The sequence below is a fragment of the Corynebacterium sp. HMSC073H12 genome, from assembly GCF_001837775.1.
Lineage (GTDB): Bacteria > Actinomycetota > Actinomycetes > Mycobacteriales > Mycobacteriaceae > Corynebacterium > Corynebacterium amycolatum.
Map to the genome: position 1 here is coordinate 140,261 of NZ_KV834038.1, position 21,775 is coordinate 162,035.

General features: G+C 57.8%; 20 protein-coding genes. 5 read left to right on the forward strand and 15 right to left on the reverse strand.

Annotated features, from left to right (window positions below):
- Window positions 1–174 precede the first annotated feature (174 nt).
- Complete coding sequence (locus tag HMPREF2708_RS07330) at window positions 175–861, forward strand: TetR/AcrR family transcriptional regulator (RefSeq protein ID WP_168168107.1); 687 nt, start codon at window positions 175–177, stop codon at window positions 859–861.
- Here the strand turns inward: HMPREF2708_RS07330 and HMPREF2708_RS07335 are convergent.
- From HMPREF2708_RS07335 to HMPREF2708_RS07370, 8 genes are all read right to left on the reverse strand, one after another.
- On the reverse strand, window positions 794–1,834 hold the full coding sequence (locus tag HMPREF2708_RS07335; protein ID WP_070833701.1) for a uroporphyrinogen decarboxylase/cobalamine-independent methonine synthase family protein: 1,041 nt from the start codon (window positions 1,832–1,834) through the stop codon (window positions 794–796). The genes HMPREF2708_RS07330 and HMPREF2708_RS07335 overlap by 68 nt on opposite strands.
- A gap of 28 nt (window positions 1,835–1,862) precedes the next feature.
- A complete protein-coding gene (gene mnmA, locus HMPREF2708_RS07340) occupies window positions 1,863–2,984 on the reverse strand; it encodes a tRNA 2-thiouridine(34) synthase MnmA (RefSeq protein ID WP_070833702.1) in 1,122 nt (373 codons plus the stop codon).
- Window positions 2,985–3,113: 129 nt separating this feature from the next.
- A complete protein-coding gene (locus HMPREF2708_RS07345; protein WP_141762932.1) occupies window positions 3,114–4,310 on the reverse strand; it encodes a cysteine desulfurase family protein in 1,197 nt (398 codons plus the stop codon).
- 197 nt (window positions 4,311–4,507) lie between these two features.
- Complete coding sequence (locus tag HMPREF2708_RS07350) at window positions 4,508–5,452, reverse strand: electron transfer flavoprotein subunit alpha/FixB family protein (protein WP_070833703.1); 945 nt, start codon at window positions 5,450–5,452, stop codon at window positions 4,508–4,510.
- 54 nt (window positions 5,453–5,506) lie between these two features.
- Window positions 5,507–6,292, reverse strand: coding sequence for an electron transfer flavoprotein subunit beta/FixA family protein (locus tag HMPREF2708_RS07355; RefSeq protein ID WP_070833704.1), 786 nt, complete (start codon window positions 6,290–6,292; stop codon window positions 5,507–5,509).
- A gap of 338 nt (window positions 6,293–6,630) precedes the next feature.
- Complete coding sequence (locus tag HMPREF2708_RS07360) at window positions 6,631–7,815, reverse strand: THUMP-like domain-containing protein (protein ID WP_070833705.1); 1,185 nt, start codon at window positions 7,813–7,815, stop codon at window positions 6,631–6,633.
- A gap of 63 nt (window positions 7,816–7,878) precedes the next feature.
- Window positions 7,879–8,718 (reverse strand): NUDIX hydrolase, encoded by an 840-nt coding sequence (locus HMPREF2708_RS07365; protein WP_070833706.1) that lies wholly within the window; start codon window positions 8,716–8,718, stop codon window positions 7,879–7,881.
- A 6-nt stretch (window positions 8,719–8,724) separates the two neighbouring features.
- Entirely contained in the window at window positions 8,725–9,561 is an 837-nt protein-coding gene (locus HMPREF2708_RS07370) for an ABC transporter ATP-binding protein (RefSeq protein ID WP_038628508.1), read from the reverse strand.
- A 141-nt stretch (window positions 9,562–9,702) separates the two neighbouring features.
- On the opposite strand from HMPREF2708_RS07370, the gene HMPREF2708_RS07375 reads away from it, so the two are divergent.
- On the forward strand, window positions 9,703–11,733 hold the full coding sequence (locus HMPREF2708_RS07375) for an alpha-1,4-glucan--maltose-1-phosphate maltosyltransferase (protein ID WP_070833707.1): 2,031 nt from the start codon (window positions 9,703–9,705) through the stop codon (window positions 11,731–11,733).
- Between the two features lie 180 nt (window positions 11,734–11,913).
- Window positions 11,914–14,109, forward strand: a complete 2,196-nt coding sequence (gene glgB, locus HMPREF2708_RS07380) for a 1,4-alpha-glucan branching protein GlgB (RefSeq protein ID WP_070833708.1) — start codon at window positions 11,914–11,916, stop codon at window positions 14,107–14,109.
- 128 nt (window positions 14,110–14,237) lie between these two features.
- Here glgB and HMPREF2708_RS07385 read toward each other — a convergent pair whose 3' ends face one another.
- Window positions 14,238–15,410: a serine hydrolase gene (locus tag HMPREF2708_RS07385; protein ID WP_070833709.1), complete on the reverse strand. Its 1,173-nt coding sequence runs from the start codon at window positions 15,408–15,410 to the stop codon at window positions 14,238–14,240.
- 333 nt (window positions 15,411–15,743) lie between these two features.
- Here HMPREF2708_RS07385 and HMPREF2708_RS07390 point away from each other — a divergent pair, with 333 nt between their 5' ends.
- Entirely contained in the window at window positions 15,744–16,139 is a 396-nt protein-coding gene (locus HMPREF2708_RS07390) for a TIGR02611 family protein (protein WP_038628495.1), read from the forward strand.
- A 35-nt stretch (window positions 16,140–16,174) separates the two neighbouring features.
- Here HMPREF2708_RS07390 and HMPREF2708_RS07395 read toward each other — a convergent pair whose 3' ends face one another.
- Window positions 16,175–17,224 carry a co-chaperone YbbN gene (locus tag HMPREF2708_RS07395; protein ID WP_070833710.1) on the reverse strand — a complete coding sequence of 350 codons (1,050 nt, stop codon included), beginning with the start codon at window positions 17,222–17,224 and terminating at the stop codon, window positions 16,175–16,177.
- Between the two features lie 83 nt (window positions 17,225–17,307).
- Window positions 17,308–17,613, reverse strand: coding sequence for a thiamine-binding protein (locus HMPREF2708_RS07400; RefSeq protein WP_038628488.1), 306 nt, complete (start codon window positions 17,611–17,613; stop codon window positions 17,308–17,310).
- A 31-nt stretch (window positions 17,614–17,644) separates the two neighbouring features.
- On the opposite strand from HMPREF2708_RS07400, the gene mce reads away from it, so the two are divergent.
- Window positions 17,645–18,097, forward strand: coding sequence for a methylmalonyl-CoA epimerase (gene mce / locus HMPREF2708_RS07405; RefSeq protein WP_070833711.1), 453 nt, complete (start codon window positions 17,645–17,647; stop codon window positions 18,095–18,097).
- A 364-nt stretch (window positions 18,098–18,461) separates the two neighbouring features.
- On the opposite strand, the gene nucS is transcribed toward mce, so the two are convergent.
- The 4 genes from nucS to atpD all read right to left on the reverse strand — a co-directional run bounded on the left by nucS (window position 18,462) and on the right by atpD (window position 21,775).
- Window positions 18,462–19,154 (reverse strand): endonuclease NucS, encoded by a 693-nt coding sequence (nucS, locus tag HMPREF2708_RS07415; RefSeq protein ID WP_049181163.1) that lies wholly within the window; start codon window positions 19,152–19,154, stop codon window positions 18,462–18,464.
- Between the two features lie 77 nt (window positions 19,155–19,231).
- A complete protein-coding gene (locus HMPREF2708_RS07420; RefSeq protein WP_246840377.1) occupies window positions 19,232–19,792 on the reverse strand; it encodes a DUF2550 domain-containing protein in 561 nt (186 codons plus the stop codon).
- Between the two features lie 160 nt (window positions 19,793–19,952).
- The gene (locus HMPREF2708_RS07425; RefSeq protein WP_038628479.1) at window positions 19,953–20,324 is read right to left on the reverse strand and encodes a F0F1 ATP synthase subunit epsilon; all 372 of its coding nucleotides are present in this window, start codon (window positions 20,322–20,324) and stop codon (window positions 19,953–19,955) included.
- Between the two features lie 11 nt (window positions 20,325–20,335).
- Window positions 20,336–21,775: a F0F1 ATP synthase subunit beta gene (atpD, locus tag HMPREF2708_RS07430; RefSeq protein WP_038628477.1), complete on the reverse strand. Its 1,440-nt coding sequence runs from the start codon at window positions 21,773–21,775 to the stop codon at window positions 20,336–20,338.

A 21,775-nucleotide genomic window follows, 5' to 3' on the forward strand; every position in this document is an offset into this window, starting at 1 on the left:
GTGCCAAATAAAGCGGCGTTGAATCGCCGATACATGACGCGGGTGTCCTTTCTAGGTGGATATCTGCATTTTTCTTGTGGATTATCTCCAGTTCCTGAGATTATGAGAACATCGTGACTTATAAAATCAGCGGAACGAATGCTCCGTTCTTTCTCAGAATCCAAGGATTTCGCCATGCCTAGAATTTCCGCAGCCACCGTTGTCGAACACCGTCGACAAGTCAATGAAAAGCTGATGGATGCCGCTAGCAGCCTGCTCGCACGTCAAACAGTTAGCGACATCGAGGCACCCCTTAAGGTGGGTGAGATCGCAAAGGAGGCCGGAATTGCTCGATCCAGTTTTTATCGCTACTACAACACCGTCGATGATCTGGTTGCAGCGCTCGTCCTGCGAGACTTCCCCGAATGGAAAGCTTCCGTCGCCACGTCGGTGAAAGAGGCAAAAGACCCTGTTTCTGCAGTTCGCGCATTCGTCCGCGCCAACATCTGCATGGCTAGCGACTCGAAGCACGCTTGGCGGACGGCTGTCTTTTCCTACCACTTTCACCACGATGCTCAGCGCGAAATCGGTGCGATTCACGCCGAACTGCACGACATTCTCGTCGTCGCAATCACGGAACTCGACAGCCTCGCAGAGTCTCAGGGATATCTCGTCGCACGCACGATTCAAAACATCGTCAACTCTGCCGTCACCGCCGTAGAGACGCTTTCGCTTAACGACGAACAGTTGGATACCTACATTGCGTGGCATGAAGAAGCCGTGGAAGCGATATTGGTCTCCGCCTCCACTCGGGCTACAAATCCCCCGCAGCGCGACGCATCAACTCAGCCGCTTCTCGCCCCGCGCGAAGCTGGGCAATAGTTTCGTCGACGTCGCTGTGTTCGAATCCCGACACAGGGGCAATGGAGAGCTTGCTTGCGCGGTTCTGGTGGGAATACCCCAATTCCTCCCACAACCGTGCAGCCTGCTCAGCTACTCCACGCGGAGAGCTACCGATGGCTGCTCCGGTAAATTCATCGCGCTCCGCTACATGCACGGGAACGATGCCAAGCTGCAGCTCTATTCCCTTATCGACCGCCGCAGCAACAAAGTCCAGGTTCTGATTCGTCGAGAGTTCAGTATGCGGAATCCACAGCCCGGTAACACCGGAGTCTGCAATTGCGCTGAGCTCAAGACCCTCAATTTTCTCCACGGCGATTGCGGTCTCAATTCCGTCGTTAAGCAATTCGGACGTGATACGGCGGTACTCTTCGGCGATCTCACGCGAACCTACAGCTGGGAGATAGCCGTTGACACCAAGCATCATCGAAGGGGCGTGCACTGTCCCGCTGGCAACTGCACTGAGCATCGGCTCAACGAGAAGGACTTCCACGGCGCAATCAAAGCGACGTCGCACATCGGCAGCCTGGTCGATGAGGCCAGCAGCCAGAGATTCGGCGAAGTAGGAAACTGCGCCAGGGTCTGTTGCCACTAACCTGCCACCGGCAGTTTCCACGGAAGCTGCCATAGTCCACGGACCAGCTACTACCAGGCGAACCAGCTGCGGCGCCGTTTCCCACAGTTCTTCGCAGGCATCAATGTCTCGGGCGAGAAAATCACGTGCCCGGGATTGAAGCCGGCCGGCTCTGTCGGCTATCTTCCAGCTCCGCGCTCCCCTATCCACGTTTAGGTCGGCCATGAGCACAGCCGTGCGGCCTACTAAATCAGCACCGAGGCCTCGCCCTGGAAGCGTTGGCAGTGTTACATGCCCATCGAGGCATTCGCCAATGATAATCTCTGCTGCCGCGCGGGGATTGGTACCCGGCATGGGGCCTAAGCCGACAAAGGATGTCACGGAAAGCGCGGTCTCCTATAACGAGGGATTAAACAGTAGCAATAATCGTGCCAGAACCGAGCACATAGTCTCCAGCCGGATCAGCGTGATACAGCACCGCCGCCTGGCCTGGAGCGATACCGCGAAGCGGCTCGGAGAGCTTTAGCTCAAAAGACCCACCTCGGCCGGTGAGAGCATCTTCGGGACCGGCCTTCACATCGATGGTACAGCCCACAGGTCGACCGTGCGCACGCACCTGCACCTGCAGTTTCCCTGCCTCAGCCGCTGCCACAACCTCCGAAGGCTCAACCAACCAAATAGCGCGGTCCGCCTGCAGCACATTGACCTTCAGATCTTCGGCAGTGCCAATGGTCACCGTTGCGGTATCCGCATCGATTCCAGTGACATAGCGTGGCTTGCCGTCAGCCATAGGCCCGGGCAGGCCAATGCCTTTGCGCTGGCCGATGGTGAACCCATAAACACCATCGTGCTCAGCGACGGTATCGCCGCTCTCCTTATCAACGATAAGGCCCGGCCGACGCCCAATTTTAGCGCCCAGAAAAGCCTGGGTATTCCCATCCGGAATGAAACAAATATCGTAAGAATCTGGCTTATTTGCCGTGCCCAGCCCCATATCGCGCGCTTCTTCGCGGATCTCGGGCTTTTCGGTATCGCCGACCGGGAAAAGGGAGTGGTTGAGTTGCTCACGGTCGAGCACTCCAAGGACGTAGGACTGATCCTTTTTCATATCGCGGCCACGGCGCAACAGACCATCGTCGCCAAGCAAAGCGTAGTGACCAGTCACCACCGCGTCGAAGCCGAGCGCCAGACCGCGTTCCAACAGGGCTGCGAACTTAATCCGTTCGTTGCAGCGCAGACAGGGGTTGGGAGTTTCGCCGCGTTCGTATGAGTCGTAGAAGTCATCCATGACTTCTTCTTTGAAGCGCTCGGAGAAATCCCACACATAGAAAGGAATTCCCAGTTCATCACATACCCGTCGTGCATCACCGGAGTCTTCCAGGGAACAGCACCCTCGTGAGCCCGCGCGGACGGACTGCGGATCCTTCGACAGCGCTAAGTGCACACCCACAACCTCGTGTCCTGCTGCCAATGCGCGAGCAGCTGCCACCGAAGAATCGACGCCACCGCTCATAGCCGCCAAAACACGCATAGTGAATCCTTTCTGTGATCTGTACACCTAGCTTTGCCACTGTTGGAAAGCTCGTGTCACCGTACCATCGTTGAGCGGACCTGTAGTGATCCGCCGTAGTGGCCCCGCGCCCGTGAGACCAAACAACTACTACGCCATGCCGGCCTTGCGTGCTCGCATCACTGTTTCGGGCAGTGCTGCGATAACTGCATCGACATCATCCTGTGTCGACGTCCACCCCAAGGTAAAACGGATAGCAGAACGCGCCTCATGCTCGCCCACGCCCATGGCAGAGAGCACATGAGAAGGACGATTAACACCCGCATTACATGCCGAACCAGTCGAGCAATCAATACCGGCGGCATCGAAAAGCATAATGAGGCTATCTGCTTCTGCACCGGGGAAACTGGCATATACGTGACCCGCTAATGCCGGCTGAGTTGTGTGCACGATTGCACCGTCAATGCCGGCAATCGCATGAGTCAGCTGTTCAGTGAGATTCTTAACCCGGTCATGTTCGGCTTGCATGTCCGAGACCGCCGCGCGCAAACCGGCCGCCATCCCCGCGGCCGACGCGACATCCTGAGTACCGGACCGCAAACCGCGTTCCTGTCCACCACCATTGTTGTGTGGGCAAAGCGTAATGTCGCGACGCACTAACAACGCCCCGATACCGCGAGGTCCACCAAACTTATGTGCTGAGATAGCCATCGTCGCAGCACCCGAGGCATGGAAATCGATGGGCACATGACCTGCGGCCTGCACAGCGTCAATATGGAAAGGAACCCGCGCTTTTCTAGCGAGTGCTGAAATTTCACTGATTGGCTGTACAGCCCCCGTTTCGTTATTGGCCCACATACAAGTGACCAGTGCAGTGGAGCTCCTGTCCAGCGTGGGAAAGGCCTCTAAATCCACTCTTCCAGAGGCATCCACCGGGGCTGGGACAATCCGAGCCCAGTGTTCCTTTTCCAAATGACGACACGTCTTCAACACGGCGTCGTGTTCAATGGGCGGAACCACAATGTCTGAACCTGCCGCCTTGAAGTACAAACCGGAAACTGCCAGATTGTCAGCCTCCGTGCCACCAGAGGTAAAAACTACCTCGATGGGGTCGGCACCAAGCAGCTCCGCAATCTCCTCGCGAGACTCCTCCAGAACTTTCTTAGCAACGCGAGCGGTAGCGTACTGCCCCGAAGGGTTGGCCACATCTAGGTTATCGACCATCGCTGTGCGTGCTTCTGGACGCAATGGCGTAGTCGCAGCATGATCCACAAAGTGGCGTGGCTTCGCGGAAGACTTCACGTCACTCTTTTTACGCGGAACGGCTACATTGCGGTCATTAGACATGCAGGCAGTATAACGCCGGGCACGCCTAAAATTCACTACGCACCATCACCGAGGTCCTCTCACCACATGGGGTGAGATCAGTGGCGAATAATAACCGCCCCATACAAAAACGCTCGGGGCGGGAACAGACATGGAAATCTGTGCCCACCCCGAGCAGGTAGTTGCTAGCAGCCTTACGGCCTTGCAACAAGTGCGTATTACTTCAGGTTCTCGATAGCCTGCGGGACAACGTCGAACAGGTCACCGACGACACCGAAGTCAGCAATTTCGAACAGCGGAGCCTCTTCGTCCTTGTTGACCACAACGATGGTCTTGGAGGTCTGCATACCAGCCTTGTGCTGAATTGCACCGGAGATACCCAGAGCAAGGTAGAGGTCCGGGGAAACGGTCTTACCGGTCTGGCCGACCTGGAACTGACCCGGGTAGTAGCCAGCGTCAACAGCGGCACGAGATGCGCCAACCGCCGCGCCGAGAACGTCTGCCAGCGGCTCCACAACGTTCTTGAAGCCATCCTCCGAAGCGACACCGCGGCCACCGGAAACAACCAGCTTAGCCTCGGTCAGCTCCGGACGGTCGCCGCCCTCAGCCGGTGCGAAGGAAACAATCTCGACAGCGTTGTTGCCAATCTCCGGGAATGCAATCTCGGTAACGTCAGCGGAACCGGACTTCTCCTCCGGGTCAACGGAACCCGGGCGCAGAGCGTAGACCGGGGATGCGCCGTAGCCGACACCGTCGACGATGTACTCGCCACCGAAGATGGAGTACTTAACGGAAGCGTCGTCGTTGATGGCAATAACGTCGGACAGCAGACCGGAACCGGTCAGTGCTGCAACGCGGCCAGCGATTTCCTTGCCGGTTGCGGAAGCGGAAACCAGCACCGGAACCTCACGCTCGGAGGCCAGGCCGACGAGAACGTCAACCTCAGGGGTGATCAGGTACTTAGCGGCATCGTCGGACTCAGCAGCGAGAATCTCGCCAGCGCCGTAGGAAGCCAGGGTGTCTGCAAAGCCAGCAGCGGTGCCCGGGGTACCCACGACAACTGCAGCCGGGGTGCCGAATGCGGAAGCAGCAGTCAGCAGTTCAGCGGTGGTGTTCTTCAGCTCGCCATTTGCGTGCTCGACGAGAACGAGGACGTCGGTCATAGTGATCTTTCTCCTACTTGTATCTCTATTAGTCTTCTATTCGCGTCAAGCGCCTTAGATGAACTTCTGGGCCTTGAGGTACTCGGCCAGCTTGGTGCCGCCGTCACCCTCATCGTTAATGCGCTCACCAGCGGTCTTAGCCGGCTTCGGAGTGGAGCCAGTGACGCCGGTAGCAGCGTTCTCGAGACCAACCTGCTCCGCCTCAGCAGCAACATCGTCCAGGGTCAGCTCGGTGACCGGCTTCTTCTTAGCGGCCATGATGCCCTTGAAGGATGCGAAACGTGGGCTGTTTGCCTTCTCAGTGACGGAGACGACTGCAGGCAGGGATGCCTTGAGCTGGTAGATGCCGTCTTCAACCTCGCGCTCACCGGTGATGGAGTCACCCTCGATAGCCACAGAGCGCAGGTGAGTCAGAACCGGGAGGTCGCGGTAGACACCGAGGACAGCCGGGACGGAACCGGTGCCACCGTCAGTGGAGGCGTTACCGGTGATGATGAGGTCAACATCCTCGAGGGTGTCAATGACGTTGGACAGAGCCCATGCAGTCTGGACTGCGTCAGAGCCCTCAAGTGCGTCGTCCGAAAGAATGACGGCGTCGTCAGCGCCCATGGACAGAGCCTTGCGCAGTGCCTCGATGGCACGATCCGGGCCTACAGTTGCGACGGTAACGTTTCCGCCGTGCTCTTCCTTTAGCTGCAGGGCAGCCTCAACAGCGTTCTCATTAATCTCGTCGAGAACTGCGTCTGCAGACTCACGATCGAGGACAAACTTGTCATCGGTGAGCTTACGCTCGGACCAGGTGTCCGGAACCTGCTTGACCAGAACCACAATGTTCGGCATTTTTCTGTCGTCCTTACTGGTTGATTACTGGTGAACGTTTATCTGACCTTACTTCGCAAGCCACCTCACAATAAAGTGAACCAGGCCACGCTCTAGGTCGTCTGTGTTGAAGATAACAGAACCTATCGCCAATGCGAAGGTGATCCAGATAACAATGTCGTTATTTTTTTAAATTTTTTTCTACACCACGGGCGAACCCCACCCGCGAACACGCCATTTCTGCATGTCAGACGTTAATAGTACGCAATCGAATGCAGCTGCCTCCGCAGTATTCGCCAAGAGCAAACACTGATCCCCAATGGGCTACCCCCCACCAGTTTTCCGTCGTAAAGCGGCCCTTAACCGATCTTCCGGGGCTGACAGATAAACGCCGTCGCGCTCCGCCCGATGCGGGTGACCACCACCGCCAATGCCCTGGAGCCTTTTAGTTTCCACTGCTTGCGCAACGCGTCGGGGTTGACGTCTACGCCACGCACGAGAATCTCCACCGATCCGCAATCCAACGCTGCCAGCGCCTTGCGAACCTGCTTCAAACTCACTTGCTCAATAACTTCAAACCCGGCAATGCCCGGCGGCAAAACATCGCCACTGACGTGTGCAATCCGCTCATCGAGCTGCCATAGCCCATGCGCCGCCGCAAAATGCCGCACCAGCCCGGCGCGCACAATTGCTCCGTCCGGGTCAATGATGTACCGACCGGCCGCCCGTACGTCGATGTCGTCAGGCATGGTGTCGTCGTATGTCTGCACGTTCACCGCCGACAACTCTAACGGCCTGTGCTTATCGACGGTGTGGACAACCATCGCCGACCGCATTACTGATTGCCCATCGGTAACTCCGGCCAGCCCCGGCGTATATAGACACGCCTCCTTGACCGCACCGTCCACCGAAGTGACAGCCACTTCCCCGCTCCACTCGCTGAAGTCGAGCCCCGGCGCGCATTTGATAGCTAGTTCTCTATCTGGCCAGGCGGCTATGAGCGCCGGCAGCGACGGGAGCAAATCCTCCGGGTTGGTGATTCTACGCCCACCGGAACGGCGGGCAGGGTCAGCGACAATGACAGGTGCGTCAAAGGCCGGTTGCAAAGCATCGGCCTGCGCGAAGATGCTCTTGCCGACGTTATGCCGTGCCATGGCCAGCCGTGCAAGGTCGAGATCAGACCCGACAACGGTCAGGCCCTCGTGGTCAATCGCTGCCACTTCAGTACCAATGGAGCAGGTCACATCGGCCACTGCTTCGACACCGAGATGTGCAAGTCGACGGGCGCGAGCCAGCGCGACGACAAAGGGCGTGGCCTGTTGCGCTGCTTCGGAAGAGAAGATCCAGTCCCCTGGCAGTTTGCTGACCGCCGAACGCCGAGCCGCTGCGACTTCAATGACCGCGCGACCAAACTCGCCACAGTGCCCGCGTAGATGCGCGGAGTCTGCAATCAGAGACTTTTTAGTAAGCGCGAGTTGGTCGGCCTCATCTAGCCACTCCGGGTGAGCCGCAACAGCGGCCACCTCTGCAGCGGACAGGGACACTCGTTATCTCCTTCCAATTAAGGGTTAGCCGGTAACGGCTCTGGCGGTAAGTGGTCTACCCCGTTAGCGATTCATACCTTTTCGCAAATGCCCCATGTGGGTGGCAACGGCAAAGTACTCATCCATAAAAGGTTCCCCGAGGAAGTCACTACTGGTGCGTCGCACCGGAGTGTTTCTAGCTGCCTCGAGAGCCTCCGCCACAGTACTGACACCGCCCAAGCGAGTCAGTTGCGCCCAGGTCGGAGGCATGAGGCCAAGTAACCCACGGCGCCATCCATCCAAAATCGTAGTCGGGCGGAACCAACCCGAAGATGACGCCTCAGAGGTGTCACCGTCGGCCCTTTGACCGTCGGGAAGCGCGGCGAGGAAGAAATAGGTGTCGTAACGAATGGGGTTGGATTCGGGTGTCACCCAGTTAGCCCAAGGACTGACGAGTTCGGCATCGAGCGTCAGATTTTCATTGCTAAGGAAATCCGTCAATGACAACTCGTGGGCTTCCAACTGTCGTCGCTGACGGTGGAAGCGGTGGCCATCTGCAACAATCTCACCGCCAGCATCGCGAACCAACAGAGTGCCTGTTTCCTCAAAGGTCTCACGTACGGCCGCGCAGGTGAGCGCGTGCGCCCGCGCGCGGTCGACGTTAAAAGCCTGTGCAATCCGCGACTCGGGGTCGGCTTTCGACGGCTCGGTCACGGTCATGGCCTCATTCGCGACAGCGGGGAAATCACGTCGGTCTACTCCACCGCCGGGAAACACGGTCATATTGGCCGCAAAGCGCATTGAGGATACACGTTCTTGAACGTAGACCTCGAGCCCGCAGTGGGTGTCACGGAGCAGCAACACAGTCGCTGCCAGTTTCGGCGACGCGGGCGTATTCGGAGTTTCAGGTGTCGGAATCGCCATGAGCGCCTACTTCTTCCGGTGCTTTCCAGCAGGCCGTGCCCGGCGCGCAAAGTAGCGATCATCGATGCGATCGACAACGATTTCCTGGTGGAAAGCCTTGGTCAGGTTCTCACTGGTCAGGACGTCGTCAATAAGCCCCTGTGCAATAACATTGCCTTCGTCAAGGAGCATCGCATGGGTGAAGCCGTACGGAATCTCTTCCGGGTGGTGCGTAATCATCACCATCGCCGGCGCATCCGGGTCGAGCGCGAGTTCGCCTAAGTAACCGACCAGGTCCTCGCGACCGCCCAGGTCGAGCCCAGCGCCCGGCTCGTCGAGAAGCAGCAATTCGGGGTTGACCATCATGGCTCGTGCGATGAGCACGCGCTTTCGCTCTCCCTCACTGAGAGTTCCCCAGGTGCGGTCGGCAAGATGCTCAGCACCCATGCGCTCGAGAATCTCGGAGAGCTGTTCGAAATCCATCTCTTCATAGGTCTCACGCCAGCGCCCCAGGACGGAGTAACTGGCGGAAATAACAAGGTCCGCGACCTTTTCATCATTGGGAATGCGGTGAGCAATCGACGACGACGTCAAACCGATCATGGTGCGCAAATCGCGCATGTCGGTGCGCCCGATCTGCTCGCCCATCACATGGGCCACCCCTGAAGACGGGAACTCCTCCGCTGCGGCAATGCGCATCAAAGAAGTTTTGCCTGCACCGTTCGGCCCCATGATGACCCAGCGCTCGTCAAGTTCTACTTGCCAATCCACCGGTCCGACCAGCGTACGGCCACCACGGATGAGGTGTACGTCGCGAAAGTCGATTAACAGATCTTCGTTAAAGTCTTCTTCCAATTCAGCCACACATCCATGGTGCCCTAACTTTGCCCAAATGTGCGCTTGGACATTCTCATCTATCCTCGGTAGAGAGCAAATCGAGTTCACTCGAGATGGCTTTTGCTTCGATTTTCACCTAGCTCGCCGACAATTAGGAGAACGTCTTTTATGACTGGTCGAATCGGTATTGATGACATCCGTCCTCAAATCAACGGTGGTGCAACTCCATCGAAGGCCGTAGTGGGTGAAGTCGTCCCAACCTTCGCCGTCATTTGGCGAGAAGGCCACGACGCGATGAATGCCACACTCAACGTCAAGGGGCCGAAGGAATCAGCTTTTGCTTCCCGCTCACAGCGCATTCCAATGCACTTTTCTGACCATGATCCAAATCAGGTCAATGCCACCTTCGTCCCAGACGTGCCCGGACTGTGGACCATTCGCATTGATGCCTGGTCCGACCCGATGGCAACATGGCGCAACGCTGTCACCAAGAAGTTCGAGGCCGGTCAGGGCGAAGCTGAGCTCGCTAATGATCTAGAAATTGGCGCCGCTCTCTTCGACCGCGCCGCCGCTGGTGCCGCTGCTATCCACCGCAACCACCTACGTTCCATCGCCGCAGGTCTGCGCGGCGACGGCGATCTCCGCGCCCGCATCGCTGCCGCGCTTTCCGACGAGACCCGCGCCATTTTGCAGGCGCACCCGGTGCGCGACCTTTTGACCCGCGGAAAGACCCGCAAGATTAAGGTTGACCGCCGCGAAGCCCTGTACTCCTCTTGGTACGAGTTCTTCCCCCGTTCTAACGGTGGTTACGGCGAAAACGGCGAGCTGCTGCACGGCACATTCAAGACTGCGGTTGCACAGCTTGATCGCGCACAGCGCATGGGCTTCGACACGGTCTATCTGCCGCCGATTCACCCAATCGGTGAAATCAACCGCAAGGGTCGCAACAACACCCTCGCCCCGGAGCCGGGCGATGTCGGATCTCCGTGGGCTATCGGCTCCGCAGAAGGTGGCCACGACGCCATCCACCCGAGTCTCGGTGACGAAAAGGACTTCAAGGAGTTCATCAAGGCTGCTAAGAAGCGCAACCTAGAGGTCGCTATCGACCTAGCGCTCCAGTGTGCACCGGACCACCCCTGGGCTAAGGCTCACCCGGAGTGGTTCACCGTGCTGCCGGACGGCACCATTGCCTACGCCGAGAATCCGCCGAAGAAGTACCAGGACATCTACCCGCTGAACTTCGACAACGATGCCAAGGGCCTGTACGCAGAGGTTCTGCGTGTAGTGAAGTTTTGGGTCAAGCGTGGAGTCAAGGTCTTCCGCGTGGACAACCCCCACACCAAGCCGGGCAACTTCTGGGAATGGCTGATTGAAACCGTTCACGAAACCAACCCGGAGGTCATCTTCCTCGCCGAGGCCTTCACCGCCCCGGCCCGCCTCTACGGTCTGGCCAAGGCTGGCTTCACTCAGTCCTATATCTACTTCCCGTGGAAGACTACGAAGGAAGAGCTGACCGAATTCGGCGAGGAGATTACCCGCCATGCGGACATCGCTCGCCCATCCCTATGGGTTAATACCCCAGATATTCTGCATGACTTCCTGGTCAAGGGCGGCCGTGGCGCCTTCGCCATCCGCGCCGCGCTGGCTTCAACCCTATCTCCGCTGTGGGGCATGTACTCCGGCTTCGAGCTGTTTGAAAATGTCCCGGTCAAGGAGGGCTCCGAGGAGTACCTCGACAGCGAGAAGTACCAGCTCCGCAGCCGCGATTACGACCAGGCACTGGCGACCGGCAACTCGCTGGAACCGTTCATTGCCACGCTGAACAAGATTCGCCGGGAGCATCCGGCTCTGCAGCAGCTGCGCAACCTGCACTTCCACGACATCGACAATGACAACCTGCTGGCTTACTCGAAGCACGATCCGGTCACCGGCGATGCCATCCTCGTTGTTCTCAACCTCGATCCGTGGAATGCCCAGGAAGCTACCCTGCACCTCGACATGGATCGCATTGGGCTCCGCAACCATGACCGCATGGATGTCACTGACCTGATTACCGGCAACCAGTTCAACTGGGGCAAGGACAACTACGTCCGCCTGGCACCGTGGGAAAACGTCGCGCACATCATCAAGCTGCCGGAAATCGATGTCAAGCTCCGCCACAAGTTGGCTTGGCGCAACGTCCCCGACTACGAGGGCTAGAACCCTTGCTGGGAACTTTCGGGGTTAGTGGGCCGCTGACCTGACCACTGTCGCAACGATTCGTCGTTAGGCTGGCGGGTGAGTTAGCAGCCCGCTGTCCCCTACCTCCCTCTATTTCTTTAGAACTGAACTCAACAACTTCACATTCACCTACCTAGAAACGCTTCGGAAGGACCTTCCATGGGAGCCCACACAGATCCCCGCCTCGCAATTGATTCCAGCGATATGGATCGCCTGCGCTACTGCACCCATCACGATCCGCACAGCATCTACGGCGCACACGTCGTGGACGGTGACACGGTTATTCGCACGAGGGTCTTCGGCGCTCAGGCAGTTACTATCGTCAGCACTCGCGGCGAGTTTGAGGCGGAAAACCTGGGCGACGGTTTCTTTACCGCCCTCGTCCCAGGCGGTGATGACTTCGACTACCGCCTGCGCATTACGTGGGACTCCGGCGAAACCGTAGAGCGTGCCGACGGCTACCGTTTCCTCCCCACTATTGGCGCTGGCGACCTGCACCTAATCGGCGAGGGACGTCATGAGGACCTGTGGAAGGTTCTCGGAGCTCACCTTCGCAGTTACGACACCGAGTTGGGTACGGTCGAAGGCACCTCGTTTACGGTCTGGGCTCCGAACGCACGCGGCGTCGCCGTGGTCGGTGACTTCTGTATGTGGAACGGTGCGCAGTACCCAATGCGCTCTATGGGTGGCGCAGGTATCTGGGAACTGTTCATCCCGGGTGTGGGTGAGGGCGATGTCTACAAGTTCGCCATCACTACCCCGGAGGGACACCGCCGAGATAAGGCTGACCCGATGGCGCGTGCGGCTGAACTGCCACCGGCAACTGGGTCGATTGTTACGAGCTCCGACTACACCTGGGGTGACCAGGCGTGGATGGAAAAGCGTGCCAACACAGACTGGACCGAAGAGCCCATCTCTATCTACGAGGTCCACTTGGGTTCCTGGAAACAGGGCCTGAGCTACGAGGTTATGGCGGAGAAGCTGGTGCGCTACGTGGTCGACATGGGCTACACCCATGTGGAATTCATGCCAGTATCTGAGCACCCGTTCACCGGTTCCTGGGGTTATCAGGTTTCCGGCTACTACGCTCCGACCAGCCGCTACGGCACCCCAGATCAGTTCCGCGGTCTTGTTGATGCCTTCCACGCCGCTGGCATCGGTGTCATCATGGACTGGGTTCCGGGGCACTTCCCGAAGGACGAGTTCGCACTTGCCCGCTTCGACGGCACGGCTTGCTACGAGCACCCGGACTGGCGCCGCGGCGAGCAGCGCGACTGGGGCACCTACGTTTTCGACTTCGGCCGCAACGAGGTACGCAACTTCCTCTACGCCAACGCACTGTACTGGGCGGAAGAGTTCCACATCGACGGTCTGCGCGTCGACGCAGTGGCTTCCATGCTGTACCTGGACTACTCCCGCAATGAAGGCGAGTGGCTGCCGAACCAGTACGGTGGCCGTGAAAACCTCGATGCTGTTCAGTTCCTGCAGGAATTCAACGCCACTGTACACAAGCACAACCCGGGCTTCCTCACCGTGGCCGAAGAATCCACTTCTTGGCCGGGTGTGACCGCACCTACCGAACACGGTGGCTTGGGCTTCTCTATGAAGTGGAACATGGGCTGGATGAATGACACGCTGGAGTACTTCAGCAAGGAGCCGATTTACCGCTCCTACCACCACCATGAGCTCACCTTCGCTATGGTCTACGCCTACTCGGAAGAGTTCATTCTGCCGATTAGCCACGACGAGGTCGTGCACGGCAAGGGCTCGCTGTGGGAGCGCATGCCGGGCGGTGACTGGGATAAGGCCGCAGGCCTACGTACTTTCCTGACTTTCATGTGGGCGCACCCGGGCAAGCAGCTTCTATTCCAGGGTCAGGATCTTGGCCAGAACCACGAGTGGAACCATGATGAGTCCGTGGCTTGGGACAACCTCGAAGGTTGGGGCGGCGAATTCCACCGCGGCATTCAGCTACTGGTTAAGGACATCAACGCCATCTACAAAGAAAACCCGGCGTTCTACACCCAGGATGACCGCCCCGAGGGATTCCAGTGGATTAACGCGGATGATTCCACAAACAATGTCGTGTCCTTTGCCCGTTACGGCACAGATGGATCGGTCGTCGCCTGCGTCTATAACCTGTCGGGAACCACGCAGGAAATCTACAAGATTGGTGTACCGCGCGGTGGTCAATGGACGGAGATTTTGAACACAAATGCATCACGTTACGAGGGCTCCGGCTACGGTGAAAACGGCACTGTGACCGCGGTCGAGCACGGTTGGAACGGCCAGGCTCACTCGATTGATTTGGTGCTGCCAGCCAACACCGCCGTTTGGCTGAAGTGGCAGGGCTAATCCCGAATCCGCACGAATAGAAGACAATCGCATAGGAATTGCCCGTGTTGTACGGTTTTCAGTGACCTGAGTTCCGGCCTGAAAAACTGACACACGGGCAATTTTGTTTTGGGGAGCGGATCCAGGTCCTATCCTCGGAACGGATTGAACCAGTCAGGTTCCAAAGATTCGTTGTAATTCGCAGAATCTGAATCATCGGTGTACGCGGATCCATCCATGCTGTCGGTTCCGATGCGATCCGGAATGCCGTCGCCATCCTCATCCGCGCTCCACGTCGCAGCCTGCTTGGCAGTCAGTGGCTTTCCATCCTTACCAAGGCGATTGTAATCCGGCAGAAGCGGGGCGATTTGGGAACCCAGCTGGCCGAGCAGGCCGTCGGTAAGCTCATTGAGCGGCACCCCATCAAAGCGCGTCGTAATTGCGTAAGCGATGGGTCCGGCTGCGGTGTACAAAATACCGTGGTCGTTAACGCCCTCGGCAGTGTCACCGGTCTTCTGTACCGCGGATCCGACGTACATCACAAACTTCTGCGAACCACCGTAAGTGAGGTAGGTCAATGCAGTTTGTGCCGTGTCCTTGGTAATGAAGTTGTGCTTTGAGGTGCCATCGGCCACTTCCTGGAGACGTGCCATGAACAGCGCAGCCTGAGAGGGAGTAAACCAGGACCGATCACCGCTGGGATTAGGGATGTTGAACTTGTTGCCCAGGTGGTAGCGCTTGTCATCAACACCGGCTTCCTTGATGGTTTTGTTGACCTCGTCGAAACCACCGACAGCGTCAATCAACCCATTCGCCGCGGTGTTGTCCGAATACCGCATCACGTACTGCAACAGCCCGTCGAGTGTGTATTGACCAGGACCAATCACGCTTCCGCCAACACCGTTGTCCCAATCGACCGTCACCGTCTTGTCTAGCTCATCGCCAAATTTCTTCAGCGCAGTAACCACCAACGGAGCCTTAATGGTCGATGCGGAGTACTCCTTCGTGTCCTCGCCTACCGACGCCGTGAGCCCCTTGTACGGACCATCAATGACGCGCAAATAGGCGCCCAATTCAATGCCATAGTTGTCGGAGAAATTCTTAGCCGCGGTATCGAGGGCGTCCTGGGCATCAGACCACGCGACTTCCTCGGAAGCATCCCAACCGTTATCTGGAGCTTTTGGCTTTGCGGCAGCAGAGGTGGCCTTGGCCCCGGTGGCGTTTGAGCCATCGATGGTGCACCCCACCAACAGAGTCGAGGCCGAAAGCGCAACAAGGACCGAGGCGGAAGTAGCGCGAAGGGCTTTGGGGCGAAGTCGCATGCAAAACTCCTGGCTGCAGAAAAGTGAAGACCAAAGGCACCGAGCGCAGTATGAACTGTCTGAGGTGAACAGGCGGATGAAAGGCAGTGGTAACTGCTGTAAACCACTATGAACTGTTGGAAGATTACCACCTTCCGAAAAATCTCGTTGCACTGGGGCGCAACTTTTGTGCAACAATGGCTTAAATATAGACATGATTTAAAAAGTCAATGTCCAACGGTGCACCCAGGCAGTTGAGCTGCACATTTGATGCTTAATGCTTCAACGATGCCTCGTTCGAGGCCGCTGCTAGAAGTAGCACACGGCACCGAAAATCGGAGGAAGTGAATCGCAATGGAGGAAAAGGTACATCGCTTGATGGACCGCATGCAGATTCGCCATGCCCATATGCGCAACACCTGGTACGGACCGGTGCTCTCCCCAGTTCTTCTCGTCGCAGGCTTCGCACTGCTCATTGTTGGCATTATCATTTTGCCAACTCCTGCCCCCGGATGGCTCTGCATCTTTGTTGCACTGGGAATTCTCTCGTTGGTGCACCCACCGACACGTCGCCTGAACATCTGGTTGGCAGCAAAATTGGACGCCTTTTACGCCTGGTATGCGCAGCGCCATGTGGCAATGAAAGCAACGCTTTTCCTGTTGCTGATGGCGTTTATGGCCGCTGTAATGGGCAGCGTCTACTACTTCATGGCTCCGGATGCCTGGCCGTACACCGATGCTTCTAGCTAGGAGCCTGTGCTTTCAAGGCTCCTAGTAAAGTGCTCCTAGTACAGTGCGCTAGCCATCCTCCGGCGCGCATCCAATGCCACTGGATCTGTGGTATCGAATAGCACAAGCAGCTCTAGTAGACGCGACTTGATGGCCTCACGGTCATCGCCAAACACCTGCGGGAGCAACTTCAACAAACGATCGAGCGCCTTCGCTGGGTCGTCGACAAGCATCGTGACATCCGCGGCATCGAGGGCGAGCGCGACGTCCTTCGGCGCTGCGTCGGCTTTTGCAATTGGATCTGCACTGCGATCAATTTTGGCAGCGCGGGCGAAGAAGGACACATTCGCGTGAGCGCGCTTCAGCCCCTGATTTGCGGGCTCGGACTGCAGCATAGCGTCATACAGCTCCAACGCCCCGTCGAAATTGCCCTCCTCGAGCAACTCTTCAGCCTGCTCCAAACGCGGGTCATCGGTGGGTACGGGATTGCCGAAGAAGTCAGTCGGCTCGGGAGCCTCCGGCTCGCTGCCCTCCCCAGCCATACGAGTTCCCGCCGGCAACCCCTTGAGACGCCCCCGAGTGGCCTCCATAACCTGCGTCAGCCACTGCTCCAGCCAATCCCTGGTTTTCTCGCCTACAAACATGCCAATGGGACTGCCCATAGCCACGGCCGTGACTGTCGGCACTGCCTGCACGCCGAATGCCTGGGCCAGCTGCGGATGCTCCTCAGCATCTGCCCACGCCAGAATCCAGTTCAAATTGGCCTCACGGGCCATGCCTTCTAGCTCAGCTCGAAGACGCAGCGAATCAGCTGCTCCCGCCATGCCGATTAAGACAATTACCGGTACCTGCTCCGAGCGCAGGACGACTTCTGCCTCAAGGATCTGCGGGGCAATCTCAACCACAGGAGGAAGCCCGTCTCCCTGATCACTGGTTGCCCGCTCGATCTCCTCTCGGCGCTTACGTTCGGCTTCGGCGCGCTGGTGGAGCTGCTCCAAATCAACCGTACCGGGAGGTGGTGGCGGGGTCGAGCACTCGCGGTGACCGTGTGCTCCATGCGAGTGACCATGCGAATGGCCATGTGCGTGACCATGTCCAGCTGGCATCGTAAAAGGGTTCCTCTCCAGTGTCGTCGTAAAGCCTATGTAAAAACCTATGTAGAGCCTACGTGTCCAAGCCGAACAAGAGACTAGTCGGTAGCTTTTAGCGCATCCTCCACCGCATCGACTTTCGCACGCAGCTGCCCGGTGTACCCATTGCGAATGTCCGCTTTGATGACGAGAGAAGTGCGCGGACTGACACGGCTGACTGCTTCCGTGGCTCGCTTAACCACGTCCATCACCTCATCCCACTCGCCTTCAACAAGGGTGAACATGGCATTAGTTTCGTTGGGCAGGCCAGATTCGCGCACAACACGTACGGCTTCAGCAACGGCCTCAGCCATTCCCTGCTCAGGATCGGAGAAAGTGGGGGCAACAGAAAATGCGACAATCATGGCGCCGATAATAGCGAGTACTCTGGAAACTATGAGTGAGACACAGATTCCCATTCCCCATAAGTATGTAGTCGCTGTTGATCACGTCGGCGTCGCAGTTCCAGATTTTGATGCCGCTATTGAGTGGTACCGCGCAAACCTGGGGTTCATCAACTACCACGATGAGGTCAATGAAGAGCAGGGCGTCCACGAGGCCATGGTCGGCCCGGCCGACAAGGTTGAAGGTGGCACTCTGGTTCAGATTCTCGCGCCGCTGAATGACCAGTCCACCATTGCAAAGTACCTGGACAAGAAGGGGCCGGGAATCCAGCAGTACGCAGTTCGCGTCACTGATCTGGAGGCTCTGATGGCACATCTGAAGGAGCAGGGCACCCGCGTGCTCTACCCGGAGCCGAAGATTGGCACCGCAGGTTCGCGCATCAACTTCATCCACCCGAAGGATGCCGGTGGCGTCCTGCTGGAGCTCGTTGAGCCGGCAAAGTAAATCTATCCCCAGCGGCGCGTGATAGTGCGGTGAGCTCTGTTGCGCCAGCAGTTAGTGTGCCAATGGCGCCGGTCATCGGCGCCTGCACCATAATCCTGTGGCCATGCCACGATGTGCGAGGTCCCAGGCATGATTTCCTGGTCGCACCCCGGACAGCGATAAACCTTATTGGACTGGCCAGCGCTGATGTTACGCACCGCAAAGTCCACGTCCTGCCAACCGGCAGGCCCGGATTCAGTGCGGGTGTTTTGAAAAGAACTGCCAAATGCGGGCAGGCTGCCGCGATTCTGGCCTTGGTTATTACGCCTGCCGCGTTGATTACCCCGTTGATTGCCGCGTCGCTTGTGGTTTCGCCTAGGCATGGCTAAAACAACCGCAATTCGTTGGACTCCAGGCCACGCAGCGCGTCGTAATCCACGGTCACACAGCGAATACCACGGTCCTCTGCCAGAGTCTTGGCCTGTGGCTTAATCTCCTGGGCAGCAAAAATCCCCTCCACCGGTGCCAGCAGCTCATCGCGGTTCAGCATCTCCAAGTAACGGGTTAGCTGCTCAACACCATCGATACCGCCCCGACGCTTAACCTCTACTGCGACAGTGGCTCCGTTTTCATCGCGGCCAAGCAAATCCACTGGCCCAATCGGGGTTGGGTATTCGCGCCGAATCAGGGTGTAGCCCTCGCCAAAAGTTGTGAACTGATCTGCAAGCAGCTCCTGTAGATGCGCTTCTACACCATCCTTCTCCAGGCCGGGATCCTCTCCCAGCTCGTAGATGCTATCGGCTAACACCTTGCCGATAGTGATACGAAGCTGCTCGCCTTTCTTGTTCTCAACGACCCAGAGCTTTTCACCAGTGTCCTCACCCGACTCGTCGAGAATATCCTTCTCCGTCAGCGTGCACGGCGGTGTCATCCAGTTCAGGGGCTTATATGCACGGTCGTCGGCATGCACAGAGACAGACCCATCAGCTTTCACCAACAGCAAGCGCGGGGCATGAGGCAGATGGGCATTCAAGCGACCGACATAGTCGACGGTGCATTCAGCAATCACAAGGCGCATTCCCCTACCCTAACGTGACTGCCGCGCGGGAGAAAACAATACCCGCTAGAGGCTTCGCAATAACCTGCCGTCGCAGCCTAGTACTGACTTCCCCGACCACGGTTATAAGCCGAACGAAAACGTCGCTCAATATCTGTAGGGAACTCACGAGTCTGGCGTGACGACGGCTTCGACTCCACCCACGCCACCAGCGCGGTGTCCGAGGACGAGTCCACGGCAAACTCCCATTCGGTATTTTTCCCCGATTTAACCCTGACTACCCGAAGCCCAGGCGCGAAAAAACCCGCCTCAATGTCAGTCGGATTTCGGCGATCCACAATAGTGACATCGTGACGGGCAAATTCGGCATCACAGCCAGGACGCAGCGAACGTAGCTTGTACATCTTCAACGTCGACTCTGAATAAACCATGACCCCATGGCGCCAGTGACTGCCATCACCGGCAGGAAGACGACGAGCGATAACAGGGGTACCTTTTGCATGCAGGCTAGCAAAACGCCACAGGGCAAGCGCCCCGCCGACGATTAAGATCGCACCGATAATCATGAACATGATTGACATCATGGTTACGCTTGAAAGCACTGTCTGCCAGCCTCGCATCCGGGTGAATAGACGACGAACCTTGGTCCAAAAGCGCATTAGAGGCTTTTTACAAACCCTACCCGATTGTTGCACGTACATGAAAAATAACTAAGAAAAACGGGGCGGGGAGCTTGCAAGATTTCTCTTGCAAGCTCCCCGCCCCGTTTAAAGAAGCAGGAAGAATACGGTCGTGCGACCGGATGTTCAGGCGAACAGACTACTTGGTGGAAGCGCGACGAGCCGCGCGGACCTCCGACTCAGCCTGTGCCTTTACTGCAGGGTCATCCGAAGTCAGGTTGGACTCGGCCTCGGAGAGGTTAACCTCGTCAGCCCAGATTGCCTTATCCGCGAGGATCGAAACCTTCGAGGTAGACACGGAAATGAACCCACCCTGTACCGAAGCGACAAGAACCTTGCCGTCTGCGGTCTTGATGGTCACCGTACCGTTGTTGACCAGCTGGCCAAGCAACGGCTGGTGTCCGGGCAGCACGCCGATCTCACCCTCGGTGGTCTGAGCAGAGACCAAAGTGGCCTTGCCCTTCCAGAGCGGTCGCTCAACAGCAACCAGTTCAGCGGTGATTTCAGCCATGAGGATGCCCCTTACTTCTTCTGCATTTCAGCGTACTTCTTCTCGACATCGTCGAGGCCACCCAGGCCGTCGAAGGCCATCTCCGGGTAGTTGTCGAAGTCGCCCTTGCAGATGCGGTCGAAGGCAACAATGGTGTCCTTCAGCGGGACGTACGAACCAGGCAGACCCGTGAACTTCTCAGCAACGAAGAAGTTCTGACCCAAGAATCGCTGGATACGACGTGCACGCTGCACGGTCACCTTGTCCTCCTCAGACAGCTCGTCCATACCGAGGATGGCGATGATGTCCTGGAGTTCCTTGTTCTTCTGCAGGATGTTAATAACCTGCTGGGCAACGCGGTAGTGCTCCTCGCCGACGATCGACGGCTCGAGGATACGAGAAGTCGAAGTCAGCGGGTTCACTGCCGGGTAAATACCCTTCGATGCAATCGAGCGGTCGAGCTCGGTGGTTGCATCGAGGTGGGCGAAGGTCGTTGCCGGAGCCGGGTCGGTGTAGTCATCGGCAGGCACGTAGACGGCCTGCAGAGAGGTAATCGAACGGCCCTTGGTGGACGTAATGCGCTCCTGCAGAACACCCATCTCGTCAGCCAGGGTCGGCTGGTAACCCACGGCGGAAGGCATACGACCCAGCAGGGTCGAAACCTCAGAACCGGCCTGGGTGAAACGGAAGATGTTGTCAATGAAGAGCAGCACGTCCTGGTGCTGAACATCGCGGAAGTACTCTGCCATGGTCAGACCCGACAGCGCGACGCGCATACGGACTCCCGGAGGCTCGTCCATCTGACCGAAGACGAGGGCGGTGTCCTGGAGAACGCCCATCTCTTCCATTTCCAGGAAGAGGTCGGTGCCCTCACGGGTACGCTCACCAACACCGGCGAAGACCGAAGTACCGGAGAACTCGCGTGCAATACGCGTAATCATCTCCTGAATCAGAACGGTCTTACCGACACCGGCACCACCGAACAGACCAATTTTGCCGCCCTTAACGTACGGGGTCAGCAGGTCGATGACCTTAATACCGGTTTCGAGAATCTCGGTCTTACCCTCGAGCTGGTCGAAGGCCGGCGGCTCACGGTGGATGCCCCACTGCTCACCATCGCGACCCAGACCCGGCTCATCCAGGCAGTCGCCCATTGCGTTAAAGACGTGACCCTTGACGACGTCACCAACCGGAACCGAAATCGGCTTACCGGTGTCCTTGACCTCTGCACCGCGGACCAGGCCGTCGGTCGGAGCCATAGCAATGGTACGAACCATGTTGTCACCGAGGTGCTGTGCAGTCTCGAGGACAATGGTCTTGGCGACCGAAGGAAGGGAAACTTCCACGGTCAGCGCGTTGTAAAGTGCCGGCAGTTCGTTACGCGGGAACTCCACGTCGACGACGGCACCGATGACACGCACAACACGGCCCACAGCCGTGGTGGTGTTCTGCTCACTTAGAGCTGTGCTCAT